General features: G+C 37.7%; 15 protein-coding genes. 6 read left to right on the forward strand and 9 right to left on the reverse strand.

Annotated elements, in window-relative coordinates; translation table 11 throughout:
- Positions 1-104: 104 nt before the first annotated feature.
- The 5 genes from amaB to IWB64_RS07085 all read right to left on the reverse strand — a co-directional run bounded on the left by amaB (position 105) and on the right by IWB64_RS07085 (position 5,049).
- Positions 105-1,658 (reverse strand): L-piperidine-6-carboxylate dehydrogenase, encoded by a 1,554-nt coding sequence (gene amaB, locus IWB64_RS07065; RefSeq protein ID WP_194533336.1) that lies wholly within the window; start codon positions 1,656-1,658, stop codon positions 105-107.
- 133 nt (positions 1,659-1,791) lie between these two features.
- Positions 1,792-2,148 (reverse strand): DUF1304 domain-containing protein, encoded by a 357-nt coding sequence (locus IWB64_RS07070; protein WP_194533337.1) that lies wholly within the window; start codon positions 2,146-2,148, stop codon positions 1,792-1,794.
- A gap of 46 nt (positions 2,149-2,194) precedes the next feature.
- Positions 2,195-3,805, reverse strand: coding sequence for a CHASE domain-containing protein (locus tag IWB64_RS07075; RefSeq protein ID WP_194533338.1), 1,611 nt, complete (start codon positions 3,803-3,805; stop codon positions 2,195-2,197).
- A 91-nt stretch (positions 3,806-3,896) separates the two neighbouring features.
- A complete protein-coding gene (locus IWB64_RS07080) occupies positions 3,897-4,436 on the reverse strand; it encodes a 3-hydroxyanthranilate 3,4-dioxygenase (protein ID WP_194533339.1) in 540 nt (179 codons plus the stop codon).
- Between the two features lie 136 nt (positions 4,437-4,572).
- Positions 4,573-5,049: a CAP domain-containing protein gene (locus tag IWB64_RS07085; protein ID WP_194533340.1), complete on the reverse strand. Its 477-nt coding sequence runs from the start codon at positions 5,047-5,049 to the stop codon at positions 4,573-4,575.
- A 342-nt stretch (positions 5,050-5,391) separates the two neighbouring features.
- Here IWB64_RS07085 and IWB64_RS07090 point away from each other — a divergent pair, with 342 nt between their 5' ends.
- Positions 5,392-10,911 carry an alpha-2-macroglobulin family protein gene (locus IWB64_RS07090; RefSeq protein ID WP_194533341.1) on the forward strand — a complete coding sequence of 1,840 codons (5,520 nt, stop codon included), beginning with the start codon at positions 5,392-5,394 and terminating at the stop codon, positions 10,909-10,911.
- A gap of 74 nt (positions 10,912-10,985) precedes the next feature.
- Here IWB64_RS07090 and IWB64_RS07095 read toward each other — a convergent pair whose 3' ends face one another.
- The 4 genes from IWB64_RS07095 to IWB64_RS07110 form a co-directional block, all read right to left on the reverse strand.
- The gene (locus IWB64_RS07095; RefSeq protein WP_194533342.1) at positions 10,986-11,405 is read right to left on the reverse strand and encodes a lipocalin-like domain-containing protein; all 420 of its coding nucleotides are present in this window, start codon (positions 11,403-11,405) and stop codon (positions 10,986-10,988) included.
- A gap of 84 nt (positions 11,406-11,489) precedes the next feature.
- A complete protein-coding gene (locus tag IWB64_RS07100; protein ID WP_194533343.1) occupies positions 11,490-12,239 on the reverse strand; it encodes a glycosyltransferase domain-containing protein in 750 nt (249 codons plus the stop codon).
- A 74-nt stretch (positions 12,240-12,313) separates the two neighbouring features.
- Positions 12,314-13,360 carry an acyltransferase family protein gene (locus IWB64_RS07105; RefSeq protein ID WP_194533344.1) on the reverse strand — a complete coding sequence of 349 codons (1,047 nt, stop codon included), beginning with the start codon at positions 13,358-13,360 and terminating at the stop codon, positions 12,314-12,316.
- A gap of 46 nt (positions 13,361-13,406) precedes the next feature.
- Positions 13,407-13,943, reverse strand: coding sequence for a CvpA family protein (locus tag IWB64_RS07110; RefSeq protein WP_194533345.1), 537 nt, complete (start codon positions 13,941-13,943; stop codon positions 13,407-13,409).
- A gap of 84 nt (positions 13,944-14,027) precedes the next feature.
- Here IWB64_RS07110 and IWB64_RS07115 point away from each other — a divergent pair, with 84 nt between their 5' ends.
- The 5 genes from IWB64_RS07115 (at position 14,028) to IWB64_RS07135 (ending at position 20,364) form a co-directional block, all read left to right on the forward strand.
- Positions 14,028-14,381 carry a hypothetical protein gene (locus IWB64_RS07115; RefSeq protein ID WP_155597820.1) on the forward strand — a complete coding sequence of 118 codons (354 nt, stop codon included), beginning with the start codon at positions 14,028-14,030 and terminating at the stop codon, positions 14,379-14,381.
- 40 nt (positions 14,382-14,421) lie between these two features.
- Positions 14,422-14,730, forward strand: coding sequence for an antibiotic biosynthesis monooxygenase family protein (locus IWB64_RS07120; protein ID WP_194533346.1), 309 nt, complete (start codon positions 14,422-14,424; stop codon positions 14,728-14,730).
- Positions 14,727-17,072 (forward strand): penicillin-binding protein 1C, encoded by a 2,346-nt coding sequence (pbpC, locus tag IWB64_RS07125; RefSeq protein ID WP_194533347.1) that lies wholly within the window; start codon positions 14,727-14,729, stop codon positions 17,070-17,072. Before IWB64_RS07120 ends, pbpC begins: the two co-directional genes overlap by 4 nt.
- A 102-nt stretch (positions 17,073-17,174) precedes the next feature.
- Positions 17,175-18,656, forward strand: coding sequence for a glycerol kinase GlpK (gene glpK, locus IWB64_RS07130; RefSeq protein WP_194533348.1), 1,482 nt, complete (start codon positions 17,175-17,177; stop codon positions 18,654-18,656).
- A 40-nt stretch (positions 18,657-18,696) separates the two neighbouring features.
- Complete coding sequence (locus IWB64_RS07135) at positions 18,697-20,364, forward strand: glycerol-3-phosphate dehydrogenase/oxidase (RefSeq protein ID WP_194533349.1); 1,668 nt, start codon at positions 18,697-18,699, stop codon at positions 20,362-20,364.
- The last annotated feature ends 42 nt before the right edge of the window (positions 20,365-20,406 follow it).

The raw sequence follows: 20,406 nt of genomic DNA on the forward strand, positions 1-20,406 counted from the left end.
TATTTGAGTTAGTGTTTTAAAAACCCGCTAATTTTTCGTTTGTCTATTCGGGGGAAGGACAAATGATTAAAGGCGGGTTTTCAAATTTGAAAATAACTTAAATCTTATAAGTCAAATTTTATGCCTTGAGCCAAAGGAAGCTCTGTTGTGTAATTTATGGTATTAGTCTGTCTGCGCATATATACTTTCCATGCATCTGAACCGGATTCACGACCGCCACCGGTATCTTTTTCACCGCCAAAAGCTCCGCCAATTTCTGCTCCCGATGTTCCTATATTTACATTGGCAATTCCACAATCACTTCCTGCAACGGATAGAAAATGTTCCGCTTCCCTAAGGTTGTTGGTCATAATGGCTGAAGATAGCCCTTGTGCCACACCATTTTGTGCTTCAATTGCATTTTCAATAGTTCCTGAATACTTTAAAAGATAGAGGACAGGTGCAAAAGTTTCATGTTGTACGATTTTAAAATCGGCCTTAGCTTCTGCTATAGCAGGTTTTACGTAGCAACCACTCTCATAACCTTCACCTTTTAGAACGCCTCCTTCTATAATTATTTTTCCGCCTTCATCTACAACTTTAGTGAGTGCAGTGTTATAGGAAGCTACGGCATCAACATCTATTAAAGGACCTACATGATTGTTTTCATCTAAAGGATTACCAATTCTAAGTTGTTTGTACGCCTCCACTATGGCTGTTTTGACTTTGTCATAAATGCTATCGTGAATAATTACCCTTCGGGTAGAAGTACAACGTTGCCCTGCTGTACCAACAGCACCAAATACAGCGCCTATAACCGTCATTTTTATATCTGCATCTGGAGTCACAATAATGGCGTTATTGCCACCAAGTTCCAATAAAGACTTACCTAGCCTAGCAGCTACGGTCTGCGCCACATTTTTTCCCATACGTGTAGATCCGGTCGCGGATATCAAAGGAATACGACTATCAGAAGTCATTATTTCACCAATTTTGTAATCGCCATTGATCAAACAAGAAATACCTTCTGGTAAATCATTGGCTTTAAAGACTTCGGCAGCAATGTTTTGGCAAGCAACTCCACAAAGCGGTGTTTTTTCAGATGGTTTCCAAACACACACGTCGCCACAAATCCAAGCTAGAGCAGTATTCCATGCCCAAACGGCTACAGGAAAGTTAAAAGCAGATATAATACCAACTACTCCTAAGGAATGGTATTGCTCGTACATACGGTGACCAGGTCTTTCTGAATGCATGGTAAGACCGTGCAACTGTCTTGATAGGCCTACTGCAAAATCGCAGATGTCTATCATTTCCTGAACCTCGCCCAAGCCTTCTTGGTAACTTTTTCCCATTTCATAGGAAACCAGTTTACCCAAGGCTTCTTTTTTCTCTCGTAATTTTTCTCCAAATTGGCGTACAATCTCACCACGTAGAGGTGCAGGTTTGGTTCGCCAAGTTTTAAATGCAATCGTTGCTGCCTGCATTACCTTTTCATAATCTTCTTTGGTAGTAGCTTTTACTTTTGCAATTAACTCTCCGTCTACAGGCGAGTACGACGAAATAATTTCACCAGAACCAAAATTTAAAGACCCTGTTGATGTTCCGTTATTTATATCTTGAATTCCTAAATCTCTTAAGGCTTTATCAATACCGAATTGCGATGCTACTTTTGACATTTTATAACTTTTTTAGTACGTATTGTTATATTTTTTATAAAGATACTTTTTCTAGACCAGAAAAAACAGGTTTTTCTAGATGCATTAATGTGCAATGGTTTCTTTAATGTTGGTGTATTCTTGGTAAAAGTAGTTAGCTAAATAAAATAAGAGCAATAGTAATTAATGCGGGCATTGTCTGTATGTAGAATATTTTCTTTTCAACGGAAAAGGCACCGTACAGGCCTGCTATTGAAACACAACCAAGAAAGAAAAGGGATACGTTGGTTTGCCATACAACATCAGTTATAAAGAGTGACCAAATAAGACCTGCTGCAAGAAAACCATTATACACCCCTTGGTTTGCGGCCATTGGCTTGGTAGGTTCAAAAAGTTCCCTCGGGAACTTGCGGAATATCTTAGGGCCTTTGGTAGTCCATGCAAACATTTCAAAATAGAGAAAGTAAAGATGTAAGAAAGCGATAAAACCAATCAGTATTTTATGTACCATATCTTTTGTATATTGAAGTTTACAGGCCACTGCCGGAAGATGTAAGTTATACTTTATTGTCGAAAGTTACGGTAAAATGGGTTCCGCTATCGGTTGAATTATAAGTTAATTCAGCTGAAATTTGTCTACATAGAGCCTTTATAATATCAAAACCTATACCTTCTGCGTTTTCAATCGCAAAACCTTCAGGTAGTCCTTTTCCATTATCTTTAATTGAGAATGCGGCCATTCCATCGTCCAGCACATCAACGTCTATACTAAGCTCATTGTATTTGGTGGTGTCCGGATAAGCATGCTTTACGGCATTAGTAACCAATTCTGAAATAATAAGGGCAAGCGGTACCGCGCGATCAAGGTCTATAGAAATTTCTGGGCAATTAATTTTATAACTAAATGTTGGAGATATTTTATTTTGATACTCCATTAAATCCTTCAGGTATTCGTGAAGGTTTACCGCTTTTGAATCTTTATCTTGATAAATTTTTTGATGTGTAAGGGCAATGGCCGATATTCTTGCCTGACTGTCCTGTAGGGCGGTAATAGCTTCTTTGCTGACCAACTTCCGCTTCTGCATATTAATTAGGCTAGAAGTTATCTGGAGGTTGTTTTTTACCCTATGATGAATTTCCCTAAGTAAATTTTCTTTCTGTTTGTTTGATTCCTCAAGTTCCGCAGTTCGCAATAGAACACGAGCTTCAAGGCGATCATTATGGTTATCTCTTCTGCGAGCAAGCAAGATTAGTAAACATGTTGTGGCAAAACCTAAAATGAGTACTACATAAGATTCAAAAATATGGGGAAAGGATAAATACTCGGTTTTGGGAACAAAATGAACATCCCATTTCCTATCTACCGCATTAATGGTCTTTTCAATAGCTGTTTTGTAGAATTTTTTATCGTTTATCTTACTTTCATCAACATTTGAAAATAGAAGCGCATCATCAGTGGAATCATGAATGCAAATGTCAAAGACCTTAACTTCTGATTTTAGGGTTTCCGAAATAAGCTGATCCATACGATAGACTCCCACAACAATTCCTTTACTCTCTGTGGATTTTAAATCACTTACTGACTTTATTGCAAGAATACCCGTTGCATAATTATTGGCTGCGAGCAATGTTATTGGTCCTGTAATGGCCGGTTTGTTAGTTTTGATGGACTGGAGAATTACATCTCTTTTAATATTATTGGAGTAAAGGTTGTATCCTATTATTGTTTTAAAAGGCTCTAACGGATTTAGAACCCTTATTGGATAATAGAGATCTCTTTTTTTGGAAGGAACCAGATTATTTTGAGAATTAGCCTCTTTAATTGAAGTAATTTTTTCAAACTTATTTTTTTGCGAGTCTTCGATTTTTGGTGCCCAAGCAAGTACTTTTATGCCTTTAAGCTCTTTTAAAAAAGGATCGGTAAAACGCTCAAATAGATGTTGCGGGATGAAATTTTTGTTTTCGTAAAAAAAGGCCATTGATTCAACAACTAGATTTATCTTGTTGAGTTCATCTTCTAACTTTATTGTAGATTTATTAACCGCATTATCTATCGTCGCTTTATTCCGAAGGAGATATCTAGTGTTTATAGAAAAGAAGATAAATAAAGAAATACTGCTTCCTACTAGTAGTATAGCCAGGTATTTTAGAATTTGTTGTTTGGTCATAAGTGGTTAATGTGGGGACATCTGTAGAAACCGGCTAGGTTGGGGCTATTTCCAAAGAACGGCAATTTTTGTTTTACTAATTAAATAATCTTTAATCACTACTAACAAATCTTGGGTCTACGGGCATAACTGTGCCGCAATTATCGCAAGTTCGTAGGTCTTCAGAACCATAATAGTGCTTGAAATGCTTTAAAAAGTCAACTTCAATATCATTTAGGGTAAAGTAAGCTTCGTAAAGTTTATGATTACAATTGTCACAAAACCAAAGTAGACCATCATCTACGTTCATATCGGCTCGTTTACGCTCAATAACCAAACCAATACTGCCTTCATGACGAACAGGTGAGTGTGGTATTTTGGCTGGATGTAGATACATATCGCCAGGACCAAGTGTCATTGTTTTCTTTTGCCCGTCTTCTTGTATATGAACTTCAATGTTCCCTTCTAATTGATAGAAAAGTTCTTCTGTTTCATTGTAGTGGTAATCTTTTCTGGCGTTGGGCCCGGCAACCACCATAACAATATAGTCTCCGGCATCTTTGTAAAGGTTTTTATTGCCAACAGGAGGTTTAAGGGTGTGCCTGTTTTCTTCTATCCAGCGATTGAGATTAAAAGGAGCTTTAATGGGCATATCTAGACATTTAGAACCAAAACCTCTTGCTCATGTTTGTACATGCGCAAAAGGTGGTCATTTCATCTCAAAGCTATGAAAAAGTATGTTGTATTACTAGTGTGTGTAGTATATAGTGGATTTTAACACTTAAAAACTAACGAAAAAATATTTGAGTAAAATACAATTTTCCGTCACTATCTTTTTTAACGCTTACCGCTGTATGGGTAAATTCACCCTCCATAGTTCTTTTATGACTGCTACTATTTAACCATCCAGAAAGGGCTTCAGAAGCAGTAGCATAATCTTTTGCCACATTTTCGGCAACGAATTCAGCAGCTTCTACGGCAGATATTTCAGATGCACGTGAACTAAAATTATCGTGGTTCAATGCGCCCTTAGAAATCATATAATCCGTGTGTTTATTGGCTTGTAAATAGGCTACTGAGCTAAACTCCAGTGAATTTACTCCAATAGATAGCCGGTGTCCATTAACGGCTTCAAGAAGTTCTTTCTCTACGGTTTCAGCATTTTCTTTCTCGATTATATCTGCAGCCTCAACGGACTCTTTACTACAAGAGGCCAATGTGCATACAAATAAAACGAGTGCAATATAGTGCGTTCTCATTTTCATACAAAGTTCTATTTGTAAGTAGGCGTGTTCTTAAAAAGTAGGAGAGAAAAGTGGGGAGTTCTCGTGTTCAGCGAATTGATAAGGGGGTGTTATCGTGAGGCGAATATCCAAAATATATTGTTTACTCCAGTTGATTACTTTCTGTTTTCGATGAAATACACCTTTTTATTAGTTAAGTTCAAGTCTCGAAGTACGCTGATTATTTGCTTTCTGGAGTTAAGAAAACAACAATGGATTTATTTTTCCCCTACTGAAAACAGGGTTTTTATCTATCCATAATTCAAGGAAAACCGTGACAAAATCTACTTATTAACTGCTATTTTTGTGTAAAACAATCTTTCTATGAAGGTCAATTCTCTTTTTCGTTTTCTGCTCCTTTTTGTTTTTTTTACAGCATGTACCTCTAAAAAGGAAGATGTAAGCCAGCAGGAGGATAACCTTAATCGTTTTCAAGATTACGTAGGTCAGGTTTCTCACGGAATTATTTCAGCTCAGAGTAGTGTAAGAGTAGTTCTGAATACGCCTGTTGAAGAATGGAATGCCGGTGATGAGTTAAATGAAGATTTCTTCAACGTATCTCCAAAAGTAGAAGGTAAAGTAGTAGCTCTTGATAACCGCACAATAGCTTTCGTTCCTTTAAATGGTTTTGAACAGAATACAGAATATCAATTCACCTTGAATTTAAATGATATTATAAGTGATTTGCCAGGTGATTTAGGTGCATTGAACTTCAGTGTAAAAACTTTAGAACAACAGTTTAATATTTATACGAATGCCCCGCAGTCGTACTCAAAGGAATACCAATACATCACAGGTCAGTTGCGCATGGCAGATGTTTTTCCTCTCAAAAAATCGGAGCAATTGGTTTCTGCGACCCAAAATGGAAAACCAATCCAGATTAAGTTCGATGCAGGAACAGAAAAAGGGACTCAGTTTTCTTTTAGAATAGATAGTATTCAGAGGTATTATGAAGACTCCAAACTAGAAGTTTCATGGAGCGGCAAGCAGTTTGATATAGAAAGTGGCGGTTCTGAAAGCATTACCATACCGGGTAAAAATAACTTCACTGTTTTGGATGCTTCTGTGGAGACGGGTGAAAGTGCCGTAGTAACCATCAATTTTTCAGACCCATTAAAGAAAGGTCAGAATTTTAAGGGGCTGGTAGTATTGGAGCAAGATGATAACGTTAAGTATGCTGTAGACGGAAATACCTTAAAAGTATACCCTTCTAAAGATATTGAAGGTACGGTGGCACTAGAAGTTTATGAGGGTATTGAGAGCACGGACGGTAATAAATTGAAAACCAAATTTACGGATAGGATTGCTTTTGAAAAGCTTAAGCCACAGGTACGATTTCTTTCCAATGGAACAATTTTACCTTCTTCCAATAATCTTAAAGTCAATTTTGAGGCGGTAAGTTTAGCGTCGGTAAAAGTTTCTGTTTTTAAAATTTATGAAAATAACATTCTACAGTTTCTGCAGAATAGTAATTTAAACGGACAAGGAGATTTACGGGCCGTAGCAAGACCTATTGCACGCAAGAAAATAACTTTAGACAATTTATCTGGTTCTAACGGCAAATGGGTGGCGCATGCGCTTGACCTTAAAACCTTTATTACGCCTGACGTTGGTGCTATTTATAGGGTTGAATTAGATTTTGGCCCTGAAGATAGCGCCTATGGTTGTGAAAATTCCAATTTTGAGTCTGTGGCTGAAGATGAGGAAGATTTTGATGAAGAGAATGAGAGTAGTTCTTGGGACAATGTAGAGAACTATTACTATGATGATTACTACTACGATTATAATTGGAACGAAAGAGAAAACCCTTGTGACAAATCCTATTACTACAACAAAAAGGTAGGAATGAATGTTCTGGCGTCAGATTTAGGTGTTACTGTCAAAAAGGGAATTAATAAAAGCTACTTTGTTGCCGTAACGGACATTTTAAATACCAAACCTGTTGCTGGAGCTAAGGTTACATTTTTCAATTATCAACAACAGTCGTTAGGGCATGTGGTAACGGATACTGAGGGCATATCTATGTTTGATTCGGGAAAACCAGCCTATTTTGCGGTTGCCGAAAGTAATGGTCAAAAAACCTATGTAAAACTAAATGACGGTAATGCGCTTTCTGTAAGTAAGTTCAAGGTATCAGGAGTAGAGCTTCAAAAAGGACTTAAAGGTTTTATTTTTGGTGAAAGAGGTGTTTGGCGTCCGGGAGATGAAATTTTCCTTTCTTTTATGCTGAATGATAACGCGCATAAACTACCAGAAAACCATCCCGTAAAATTAGAATTGTTGGACCCGTATAACAAAGTTGTTCAACGTGAGGTTAGAACAAACGGACTTAATAATTTTTATCAGTTTAATCTAAAAACAGATGAAAATGCGCCTACTGGAAATTGGTCGGCTAAAATTTCGGTTGGTGGCGCTACGTTTATAAAATCACTGAAAATTGAAACCATTAAACCCAATCGTTTAAAAATTAAAACCGAGTTTGATGACGAAATTTTAAATGCAACCAAGCCCATTACTGGTAAGATGGAAGTAAAGTGGTTGCATGGTGCAATTGCAAAAAATCTGAAAGCTGATATTACAGCAAAATTTAATGCATCTAACACTACATTCAGTAAATTTCCCGGTTATGTTTTTGATGACCCAACTCGTAATTTTTCGGTAGAGGACCAAGTAGTTTTTGATGGTAAAGTAGATGCAGAAGGTAAGACGCGCTTCAGCATGAATCCTCAGCTTACAAGTCAGGCACCAGGTATGCTAAAAGCAGCTTTTATCACCAAAGTATATGAAAATGGAGGTGATTTTAGTACGGACGTGTTTTCAAAAACATATTCGCCCTATGACACTTATGTTGGATTGACCATACCTAAAGGTGATAAAAATAGGGGGATGCTTTTAACGGACACACCCCATAATTTTGATGTGGTTACCGTAGATGAAAAAGGTAATCCCAAGGCTGCAAAAAATTTAAATGTAACCATCCATAAAGTAAGTTGGAGATGGTGGTGGGATACTTCTGCTGATAATTTGTCTAATTATAGCAGTAGTCAGTATCACGAGAAGGTATTTGAAAAGGTAATCAGTACAAATGCCAGTGGTAAGGCTAATTTTAAATTTGAATTAAAGTATCCTGAATGGGGGCGTTATTTAGTGCGTGTGGAAGACTCTAACGGAGGTCATTCAACTGCAAAAACTATGTATATAGATTGGCCGGGCTGGGCAGGGAAATCTCGTAAAACGGATCCGTCGGCTGCTACTATGTTGGTGTTTTCTACAGATAAGGAAACCTATAATGTTGGTGAAACAGCTACAGTGACTTTCCCTAGTTCTGAAGGGAGTCGTGCTTTGGTTACCATAGAGAACGGTACGGAGGTTTTAAAAAGTCTTTGGATAGATACGGCAAAAGATGAAACGAAATTTGAATTAGCTATGAGCGAGCTTTATGCGCCCAATGTGTTTATTCATATTTCTTTGTTGCAGCCTCATGCCAGTACTTTGAACGATAATCCAATTAGATTATATGGTGTTGTGCCGGTTTCGGTAGAGAACCCAGCTACGAAAATTGAGCCTATTATTACAATGCCCGAAATATTACAACCCGAAGAGACCATAACGGTTAAGGTTGGTGAGAAGAACAAAAAGGCAATGACATATAGCATTACAATAGTAGACGAAGGTTTATTAGACTTAACACGTTTTGTAACCCCAGACCCATGGGATATTTTCTATGCTCACGAAGCGCTTGGTGTAAAAACTTGGGATGTGTTTGATGATGTTATTGGAGCTTTTGGTGGCAAGGTAAATCAAGTATTTGCTATTGGTGGTGATGGAGAGCTCGCAGGAGCAAAAAATAAAAAGGCCAACCGTTTTGAACCTATGGTAGTTCATTTAGGTCCTTTTAGTTTAAAAGAAGGGGAAACCAAATCACATAAGATTAAGATACCTAAATATATTGGTTCCGTGCGGACCATGGTGGTAGCGGGCAATTCTCAAACTGAAGCTTATGGAATGGCAGAAAAGACCACTCCGGTACGTAAACCTTTGATGGTGTTGGCTTCGTTACCTAGAAAAATCACACCTGGTGAAAAAGTGACCCTTCCAGTCACTGTATTTGCTATGGAAAAGAAAATAAAAAATGTTACTTTAAAATTGAAGTCGGACCCATCGTTTACTATTTCCGGGGATGTTACTCAAGTGGTTACTTTTGACCAGCCTGATGAAAAAATGGCGTATTTTAAATTGAAAGTGGCTGATTTTAAAGGGATAGGAAAAGTCATTGTTGAAGCTTCTGGTAATGGAGAAACAGCTTTTTTTGAAATTCCTATTGATGTGGTAAATCCTAATCCGGTTACGTCAGAAATGCAAAAGGTAATCTTGGAGCCTAATTCTTCACAGACCATAAACTTAGAAACTTTCGGGATTTCAGGAAGCAATTCCGCAGAAATTGAGCTGTCTACTTTGCCGCCAATGAATTTTAATGGTCGCATGCAAAACCTGATTCGCTACCCTCACGGGTGTTTAGAACAAACTACATCCGCAGCATTTCCGCAGTTATATCTTTCGGATATTTTTGACTTGGACGGGAATAGGAAGAAAAGTATTCAGCAGAATGTGGTACGTGCTATTAAATTTTTAGGCGGTTATCAAAATGCTACAGGAGGATTTTCATATTGGCCGGGCCAAAACTATTCTAATGATTGGGGTACTTCGTATGCCGGACATTTCTTGATAGAGGCAGAGAAGAAAGGGTATGTGCTGCCAATTGGGTTTAAGTCAAGTTGGTTAAAGTACCAGCAGAATAGTGCAAAACAATGGCGTTCGGATAACGATAGCTCAGATTTAGCACAGGCATATCGTTTATATACGCTGGCTTTATCCGGAAATGCAGATGTGTCTAGTATGAACCGGTTGAGAGAAAGCAACGGCTTGTCCAATGAAGCGAAATTCCGTTTAGCTGTTTGCTATGCATTAATTGGTCAAAACAATGTGGCCAAGGATGTTCTGAGCATGGCAAAACTTGATTTTGAAAACTCCAAGTACGATTATCATACGTACGGGTCATCGGATAGAAATAGGGCTATGGCTTTAGAAACCTACGTTTTAGGTAAGGATAAGGGCAAAGCTCAGGATTTAGCGAAAACTATTGCCGAACGCATTTCTGAATCTAGGTGGTTGAGCACCCAGACTACGGCATATAGTTTAATTGCAATGGCCAAATTTGCCAATTTAGTGGGAGGTAAGGGTATAAAAGCAGTAGTAACCGTAAATGGCCATTCTAAAAATGTGGTAACACCAAAGACTCTGGCAACACGGGAGCTCTCAATAAAAAAGGGTGCCAATACTATGGAGTTGAAAAATGATGAAGCTAGTACTTTGTTTGTTACCATCGTAAATCAAGGAATTTTACCGGTAGGAGAAGAGAAAGTAATACAGCGAAATTTGGTTGCAAAAATAGGATTTAAAGGTCGCAATGGGTCTCAGTTAGATGTTACGCAAATGACACAGGGTACAGATTTCGTTGCTGAGGTTACTTTAACCAATACCACTAGCAAAGAAATTAAGGATATAGCTCTCACCGAGATTTTTCCAAGTGGGTGGGAAATTGTAAACACTCGTTTTACGGACTTTGGAGAATTTGCAGACAATAAGGTTACGTATACAGATATTCGCGATGACCGAAGTAATTTTTATTTTGACATGAAGAAGAACGAAAGTAAAACGCTTAGAGTGCTAATGAATGCATCTTATTTAGGGCGTTATTATTTACCTGGTGTTCAAGCAGAGGCCATGTATGATAATGAATATATGGTGCGTACCAAAGGCCAATGGGTAGAGGTAGTTCAATAAAATATTGTTGATATCTAAAAAAAAAAGACCCTTATAAAGGGTCTTTTTTGAGTTTTAAAATATGTGATATTCTTTTATTCTTTTTTATATTTTTCATGGTATTCGCCGTTACCTTCATCAAAGGTAAGCGTTAGAACATCTCCGGAAATTTTATATTTTGCAACGGTTACGTCTGATCTTCCCTCAGTTCCATAGTCTAATTGAACTTTTCCGTCAAATAGATATGACCACGTACCAGAATCATGAATCCCTTCTATACAATCGCCGCTTGCACTATCCGTGGTATGAAATTCGTAATCAAAAATGTTTCCATCTTTAAAGCGCATAATGTTCATGCTTTGGCATTCGTCGGCCGGTTCTTCAACTTCGTTAACAACGTATGCAGTGAGGAGCCATGTACCTAATAAATCACCGTCACCACCGGAGTCATCTTGTTTACACGAGGTGAAAGTACAGCCTATGGCTAAGATTAATAAAAGTATTGGTTTTTTCATTTTTATCTGATTTGGTGAACTATCAAAACGTTTTTGCATTTTGGAAATTACATAAAAAGACATGTTTTAGAGCAAATGCAGCTTTTAAGGGTGAAGTTTATAGTTCAATAAGTTCTTTATGCGATATTTTATAAGCCGCCAAAGATAACTTTTTCTATTTGATGCTAAAAAATAAAAATATGGGTTCCCGGTTCGTAAGTCTCCAGGGATTATTGTGTAGTTGAATTTGTTCTTCCAAGCAACGTAATTGAAACTTAGTTGGTCACGAAGGCTTTGTGTAGAGACAAAAGCCCACCAATCTTCCATAACTTTTATAACCTGTGGGTCATTATGTTTTCTAATAAGAACTGCAGCGAATATGAGTCCGTTTTCGGTGGGATACCCTTCGGATTTAAAAAATTGTATTTGCTTTTCCATTATATCGGGCTTGTCTTTGTAAGCTCCCCGTTGCTTGCCTAATTCAAGTAGAGCCTGATGCTCTTCATATACACAGTTCCGGGCATCATCACATTGATTGTGGTCAAAAACCCCCATTTGAAAATCACCCAAACTTGACACTAATTTTTTTATATCACCTATAACTAGATAATTGCTATCAATATAAATGCTAGTATCGTAATCATTAAAATAAAGATGTGGTAATAACTTTGGGTGGCGAGACCTTAGACGTTCTTTGTCCTTTATGTCATCTTTTACCAAAATTGGTTTCCACGGTTTACAGACTTTTTTAGGGTCATCCGTAAAAGCAAAAAAGTCTACACCTTCAATGCTTTTTTGCGGAACAAAGCCGAAGTCGGGTCCAAGGGCTATAGTATAAATGACAAGCTTACGCATGTATATTTTTAGATTATTTGGTCAAAGTTCGTTAACAATTTTGAAAAAGTAGCTATAACATCAAAATACATTGTTCAATACCCTGTAATGTATTTAGAGTACTTGGGTACGATTCTTTTAACCAAGATAGCCAATACTATACTACAAACCATGAGGGCAGCCCATACCATGAAATATGTTGCCCATGGATATGGGACTAGAATATGAAATTTGACTTTTAAGACGGTGAATAATTGCAATACGTAACCATGAAGAAAATATATGGCAAAACTTGTTGAGGCCAGTAGGCTCAGTAATTTATTCTTAGTGTTTTCAAAACGATGTAAGAATAACATAAAGAAAATACAAAGTATTGATTTTTGAAGCAGTATTAAATCAATTCCGTCATATTCAAAAGCACGCTTTTGATAGTTATCGTACCTGCCGAGTGAAGCCTGTAGCGAGGCAATGCAGAGAACAATTGCTAATAGTACAAACTCTTTGTTTTTTAGTGCTTTGTAAATAATGGTTTTGTTTTTTGAACAAAGAATACCCAACAGAAAAATTGGCGTAAAATATACTACGGACTGAATTACATTAAGTTCGTCTACCGGTCTATGTATGAAAAGTGCGATAACAAATAGTAATAAAAGATTAATGAATTGATATATCGGCTTTAATTCTATGAACTTAACATGAATAGGATACAGTAGAAATAAACAAATAGCAAAAGTTATGTACCAGTATGCTACCAGATGAGCTCCAGTAAAGTAATACAGAAATATAGGAGCGATGTACTCGTTGATCACTCCTTCTTCATTCAAGGTAAAATATTGATTCCAGAAGTGGGGCTCTAACTGCATTTTAAGGCAGATTGGTATTATTGATAAAATGGTATAGGGAATTAAAAGCCGCTTTACTTTACTCTTAAAAAAATGATGTGTTTTTTGCTTCATATAAAAAACATGATGAAACAAAAAGCCCGAAATAAAAACAAAATTAATGGTACTGCCTGCGGTAAGATTTGCAAATACGGCTTCGGGAAAAGTGTTTATTTTTAGCTCCGAAATAGTATAGCAATGTGCTGAGACAATAAGTAATATGGCAATCCCCCTGTAGGTATTAATTGAATTTAAGTACATAGAAAGTTTGATTATGGGGGAATCAAATTACTACTATCAATCTATTTTAGATGACTAGGCTTTCGGCATTATCAGTCTCTTTTTTAATTTCAATATGAGAATCCTCCTTTAAAACCTTTGAGAATATAAATGCTCCAATCTCTTTAATAGGACCATAAAGTACGGATTCTTTCATAGTTTCATCTTTAACAACATCAGCAGAGTCGTTTATGCGTTCAAAGAAAATGAGTAGTGCGCCTAAAATTACAGCAACCTTGAGGGCGCCAAAAATACCACCTGCAAGTTTATTGAGTAAGCCAAGCATGGCAAAATTGGCTATTTTAGTTAAAAACCGTCCTGCTAGTTGTACAGCAAGAACAATGACAACAAACGTTATAACAAAGGCAGCAATATTAATATATCGTTCGTTCCATTCCATATTTTCTGAAAGGTAATTGCCTGCATAATATGAAAAATGAATAGCCCCATAGATCCCGGCAATTAAGGCAACAATGGAAGCAAGCTCTACGAAAAGTCCGTTTTTTAAACCTTTCCAAAGTCCGTATAAAAGAAGTAATCCTAAAATAATATCTAAGAAGCTCATGGCAAATGTGTTTACGCAAAAGTAGTATTTTGATTTGTACCTTTGCGACTTATATCCATTCAACGGATAAATGCAAAAAGATTAATGGCAAGAGACGAAGAGTTAAAAGAAAGATGGAATGTGTTAGTGGAGAAATTATCTGCCCAATTTGCAGATGGAGATACTTTGGAGCTTGACGCAATTATATATTTGGTAGGGATTCAGGAATTGGGCCAATACCATAAAAAATACAAAAAGGACGATAAATTAGACTTAATGCATATTGCTATTTGTCGTTTATTGGAGCCTTATGGGTATTATGAGTTTGAGTTTTTTGATGAAGAAGGTTGGCCTCATTATATTACTAAGGAAGAATTACCTGCATTGAAGGCAGGTGAGCAATCCGTTTTAATGAAAGAAGCCATTGTAGGTTATTTCGTAGAACGAGAATATATCTAATTTTTCTAAAAGTCAATTTTGGAACTTGTAACCATTCAAAATGAAAAACAAACTTCCATATTATGCAGTAATTTTCACCTCTCTACTTACGGAGGAAGATAAAGGCTATGCGGAAATGGCCGACCAAATGGAAAACTTGGCCAAATCACAGCCCGGTTATCTGGGTATTGAGAGTGCTCGGGAGCAAGTGGGTATAACCGTAAGTTATTGGGAAAGCATGGAGTCTATAGCCAATTGGAAGGCTAATACAGATCATCTTTTCGCACAGCAAAAGGGAATTAAAGATTGGTATTCATGGTATAAGGTGCGCATTTGTGCTGTAGAGCGGGAGTATGATTTTACAAAATGAAAAAAGTTGGCTCATTTGGTAGAAGGCATCCAAAGAAGCTAGTTTTATTGGCGGTTTTGCTTATTGCGTATTATTTCTGCCTTCCCAAGATTTTATTCAAATCTCCGACGGCTACTGTAGTAGAAAGTAAGCAAGGCACTTTATTGGGGGCTATGATTGCCAATGATGGCCAGTGGCGGTTTTCTGAAGTGGATAGTGTTCCGTATAAGTTTAAGGCCTGTATTCTTCAATTTGAGGACGCCCATTTCTATAAGCATCCTGGTTTTAACCCAGTTGCTATAGTCAAGGCTGTAGGGGCCAATATATCTGCAGGTAGAACGGTTAGGGGTGGTAGTACCCTCACACAACAAGTAATCAGACTGGCAAGAAACGGGAAAAGTCGTTCTTATTTTGAGAAGTTTGTTGAATTGATATGGGCTACTCGGCTAGAATTAAATGGATCTAAAGAAGATATTCTTAAGCTTTATGCTAGTCATGCTCCTTTTGGAGGAAATGTAGTTGGTATTGATGTTGCTTCATGGCGTTATTTTGGGTTGCGGCCGCATCAGTTATCTTGGGCGGAATCTGCTACATTGGCGGTGTTGCCAAATGCACCAAGTCTTATTTACCCCGGTAAAAACCAGACAAAACTTCTAGCTAAACGCAACCGTCTGTTAAAGAAGCTTTTTGAAAAGCAGGTCATAGACCAAACAACTTATAAGCTTTCCTTATTAGAAGAGCTGCCACAGAAACCCTATCCTCTGCCCAAAATAGCTTCGCATTTAGTGCAGTATTTAGCTAAAAAGAACAAGGGTGAACGCATCAAAACAACTGTAGATGAGAATTTACAACGCAATGTAAATGCCATAGTGCAAAAACATTATCAAAACCTGAAACAAAATCAAGTTCACAATGCCGCCGTTTTGGTGCTTGATGTACATACGCGAGAGGTGTTGTCCTATGTAGGCAATACAGCTACAACAAAAGAGCATCAGAAAGATGTGGACATGGTTCAAGCCAATAGAAGCACGGGAAGTATCATTAAACCGTTGCTTTATGCGGCAATGTTAGATGCGGGTGAATTATTGCCGGATATGTTGGTGGCCGATGTCCCAACTCAGATAGCAGGCTATACACCTGAAAATTTTAATGAAAGCTACAGTGGTGCCGTAGAAGCAAAAAAAGCTTTGGCGCGTTCATTGAACATTCCTGCGGTTCGTTTGTTGCAACAATACGGACTAGAAAAATTTCGAGATCAATTGAATGTTTTTAAACTAGGTGGTATTAATAAACCTGCCAATCATTACGGACTTACTCTAATCTTGGGCGGTGCGGAAAGTAATTTATGGGATCTTTGTAAAACCTATGCGAACTTGGCTTCTACGCTGAATCATTTCAATACAAGTTCTAGTGAATATTTTAAAAATGAGTTCACGGATTTGATTTTAAAAACAAACCAGACGGTCGATTTTGGAAAATTATCGACTGAAAAAACTGTTTTTGATGCAGGTAGCATTTACCTCACATTCCAGGCTATGAAGGAGGTAAACAGACCAGAAGGCGATGAATCTTGGCAGTTCTTCGATAGCAGTAAAGAGATTGCTTGGAAAACTGGAACTAGTTTTGGGAATAAAGATGCATGGGCTATTGGAGTAACTACAGACCATGTAGTCGGTATTTGGATAGGGAACGCAGATGGAGAGGGAAGACCAAATGTGACTGGAGTAACGTCTGCTGCACCACTTTTATTTGATGTTTTTGATGTGCTTCCAAGGAGTAAATGGTTTCAAAAACCGTTGGATGAGTTTACGGATATAGAGGTGTGTGCCCAAAGTGGATATCTGGCCACTGATATTTGCCCAACTAAGACAATATCTATTCCTAATAAACAAAATTATGTTACGGAATGTAGATATCATCAGATGGTTTATTTGGACCAGGCAAAACAATTTAGAGTTAATTCTTCTTGTGCCGAATTGGCTTCCGAGGTGTCCGAATCTTGGTTTATCCTGCCTCCTTTAATGCAATTTTATTATCGACCTAAACACCCATCATATAAAGTACTACCACCTTTTAAAAAAGGATGTAGCAATAATAGTGCATCTCCTATGGATTTTATATATCCTAAAAACGGAAGTAGCATTACGCTAACAAAAGATTTTAATGGTAAAACAAATGAGCTCATCTTAAAATTGGCTCATGCTAAGCCCGAGACGGAAGTTTATTGGTACATAGATGAAACATTTGTGGGCCAGACTCGGAACTTTCATGAAATGGCAGTACTTCCCTCAAAAGGTAATCATAGAGTAATGGTTTTGGATGCATATGGGAATGAGATTGCTGTATCAATATCGATTCAATAAAATTTGCCCTTTTCCTCTGTGAATTATTGCTTATATTTATCTATATTTGCTGTGCTACACTATGCTACTTTGTGTGGAATTCTAGCTTTAAACATTTATCATATGAAATACATAATATCGTTAGACCAAGGTACTACTAGTTCTCGTGCACTGCTTGTGGACCAAGATGGTAAGATTCAAGGCATGGTTCAAAAGGAGTTTAGGCAAATTTTCCCTAAATCAGGTTGGGTAGAACATGATCCAAAAGAAATTCTTGAATCTCAAATAGGAGTTTTAAACGAATTGCTGAAAAAAGAGAAGGTAGATGTTAATGATATTCAGGCTATAGGGATTACCAACCAAAGGGAAACCACAATGGTCTGGGACAAAACTACCGGTGAGCCAGTTTACAATGCTATTGTTTGGCAAGATAAGCGTACGGCAGATATTTGTGAACATTTAAAAAAGAGTGGATTATCAGATCACGTCGGACAGACGACCGGACTTGTAATTGATTCCTATTTTTCTGGAACCAAAGTAAAGTGGATTTTGGATAATGTGGAAGGTGCACGTGCAAAGGCTGAAAATGGGGATTTGCTAATGGGTACCGTAGATACCTGGTTGGTATGGAACATGACTAATGGTGCAAGCCATGTTACTGATTATACGAATGCATCACGTACCATGATTTACGATATCGTAAACCTAAAGTGGGATGATAAAATGTTGAAAGCATTGGGAATTCCTAAATTAATGTTGCCAGAGGTTAAACCATCCGCGCATCACTTTGGCGATTATGTAATAGACGGAAAGAAAATTCCAATTGCCGGGATAGCGGGAGACCAACAAGCTGCACTTTTTGGTCAAGGTTGTTTTAAAAAGGGTACAGCAAAGAATACATACGGTACAGGTTGTTTTATGTTGATGAATACGGGTGAAAAACCTCAATTTTCCAAAAACGGTCTTCTTACCACCATTGCTTACGGATTGGATGGTAAAGTGAACTACGCACTTGAAGGAAGTATATTTATTGCAGGAGCTGCTATCCAGTGGCTTCGTGATGGATTGGAATTGATTACTGACGCAAAGGAAACCGAAGCTTTGGCAGATTCTGTTGAAGGCGAAAACCCAGTTTATGTGGTTCCCGCTTTTGCAGGTTTGGGAGCACCCTATTGGGATATGTATGCCAGAGGAGCGGTATTTGGATTGACAAGAGATACAGGCAAAGCGCATTTGGCGAAAGCTACATTAGAATCATTGGCTTACCAGACAAAAGATATTTTAAAAGCGATGGAAGATGATTCTGGAATTCAGTTGAAACACCTTCGTGTAGATGGTGGGGCATGCGCAAACAACCATTTAATGCAGTTTCAGGCAGATATATTAGATTCCGAGGTGCACCGTCCAGAAGTAATAGAGTCTACAGCTATGGGTGCCGCGTTTTTGGCAGGTATTCAAGTGGGGTTATGGAAACAAGAAGATGTTGATCAAAATAGACCAATGAACAGAATCTTTAAGCCTACCTTTGACCGCGTAAAACGAAAACGTCTGTACAAAAAATGGAAGCAGGCTGTTGAGCGTACCAAAGGATGGGATGACAAATAAGCAATAGTAAAAAACTGTACATAGAAAGACATAATAAGCTATGAAAAATATAAGGTTTTCTAATTTAGATAGAGCAAAAACAATCCAGGAATTAACCAACGACACCTACGATTTGGTTGTTATTGGTGGAGGTATTACAGGGGGTGGAATTGCACTTGATGCAGCTTCTAGGGGATTAAAGGTTGCTTTGGTTGAAAAAGGCGATTTTGCATCGGGTACTAGTAGTAAATCTACCAAGTTAATTCACGGTGGATTACGATATTTAAAGCAATTCGATTTTTGGTTGGTGAAAGAGGTTGGTTCTGAACGAGCAATTGTTCATAAACTAGCGCCACACTTGGTATTGCCAGAAAAAATGTTGTTACCACTTATAGAAAATGGTTCTTATGGAAAATGGTTAACATCCATTGGTTTGAAGGTCTATGATATATTGGCTCAGGTAACTGGTGAGGATAAGCGTAAGATGTTAGAGAAGAAGGAGGCAATGAAACTAGAGCCCTTACTTCCCAAGAAAATAGTAAAAGGTGCCGGTTATTATGCGGAGTACCGTACGGATGATGCGCGTTTGACCATTGAGAATATTAAGTCAAGTTTATTGTTTGGGGCTCAGGCCTTGAATTACGCTTCTGTAGAAGACTTTATCTATGCAGATGACAAAGTAGCCGGTGTAAAGGTAAAAGATGGTGTGAGCGGTGCTACTTTTAGCATTAAGTCTAAATATGTCATTAGCGCAGCTGGCCCATGGGTAGATGAGCTTAGAAGTACCAATAATTCTAAAAAAGGAAAGCAGTTGCACTTAACCAAAGGGGTGCATTTAGTATTTCCAAAGAAAAAATTACCTATAAAACAATCGGTATATTTTGATGTTCCGGATGGTAGGATGATGTTTGCCATTCCACGTGGTAAGGTAACATATGTGGGTACTACAGACACCAATTTTAATAAGGATAAAGATAATGTTCGTACAGATTTAGCCGATGCTATCTATCTGATTTCTGCAGTAAACAATATGTTCCCAAGTATAAACCTAGAAATGGAAGATATCGTTTCGTCATGGGCTGGTTTGCGACCGTTAATTCACGAAGAAGGAAAATCTGCATCTGAACTTTCTAGAAAGGATGAAATTTTTACTTCGGATACTGGTTTAATCAGTATTGCAGGAGGAAAACTTACGGGTTACCGTAAAATGGCTGAGCGTGTAGTAGATCGTATAGCCAAGAAAATGCATGAAGAAGATGGCACTGAATTGAAGGAGTGCTTTACCGAAAAAATATTCTTATGTGGTAATGTTGATTTCAAGAAATTTAAACATGTTGAAAAGTACATCGCTGAAATTTATGGCCGTATGAAACCAGAAGGTTTTACCAAACATGATGCATGGTTCTTGGTAACCAATTATGGAAAGCAAACGGAAATGATACTAGAAAACTACGCCACAATAAAGGATAGTGACAAATATGTTCGTATGGCTAAAGCCGAGCTTCGTTTTGGCATTGATTACGAAATGGTACAGAACCCAATGGATTTCTTCATTAGAAGAACCGGTAGGTTGTATTTTGATATTGATAGCGTTCGACTTTTAATGGAACCTATTCTTGAAGAGTTCAAAGCAATTTATGCTGTTGATGATGCGCAGATAGCTGAATGGCGTGAAACTTTGCTTAGTGAATTAGATGAGCATTCTAACTTCTCCTTAGATAGGGTATAAGAAGTCTAAGATATTTTCAGAAATTGTGTTGAGTGAGAGATC

It is taken from the genome of Zobellia nedashkovskayae, from assembly GCF_015330125.1.
In the GTDB taxonomy this organism is placed as follows: domain Bacteria; phylum Bacteroidota; class Bacteroidia; order Flavobacteriales; family Flavobacteriaceae; genus Zobellia; species Zobellia nedashkovskayae.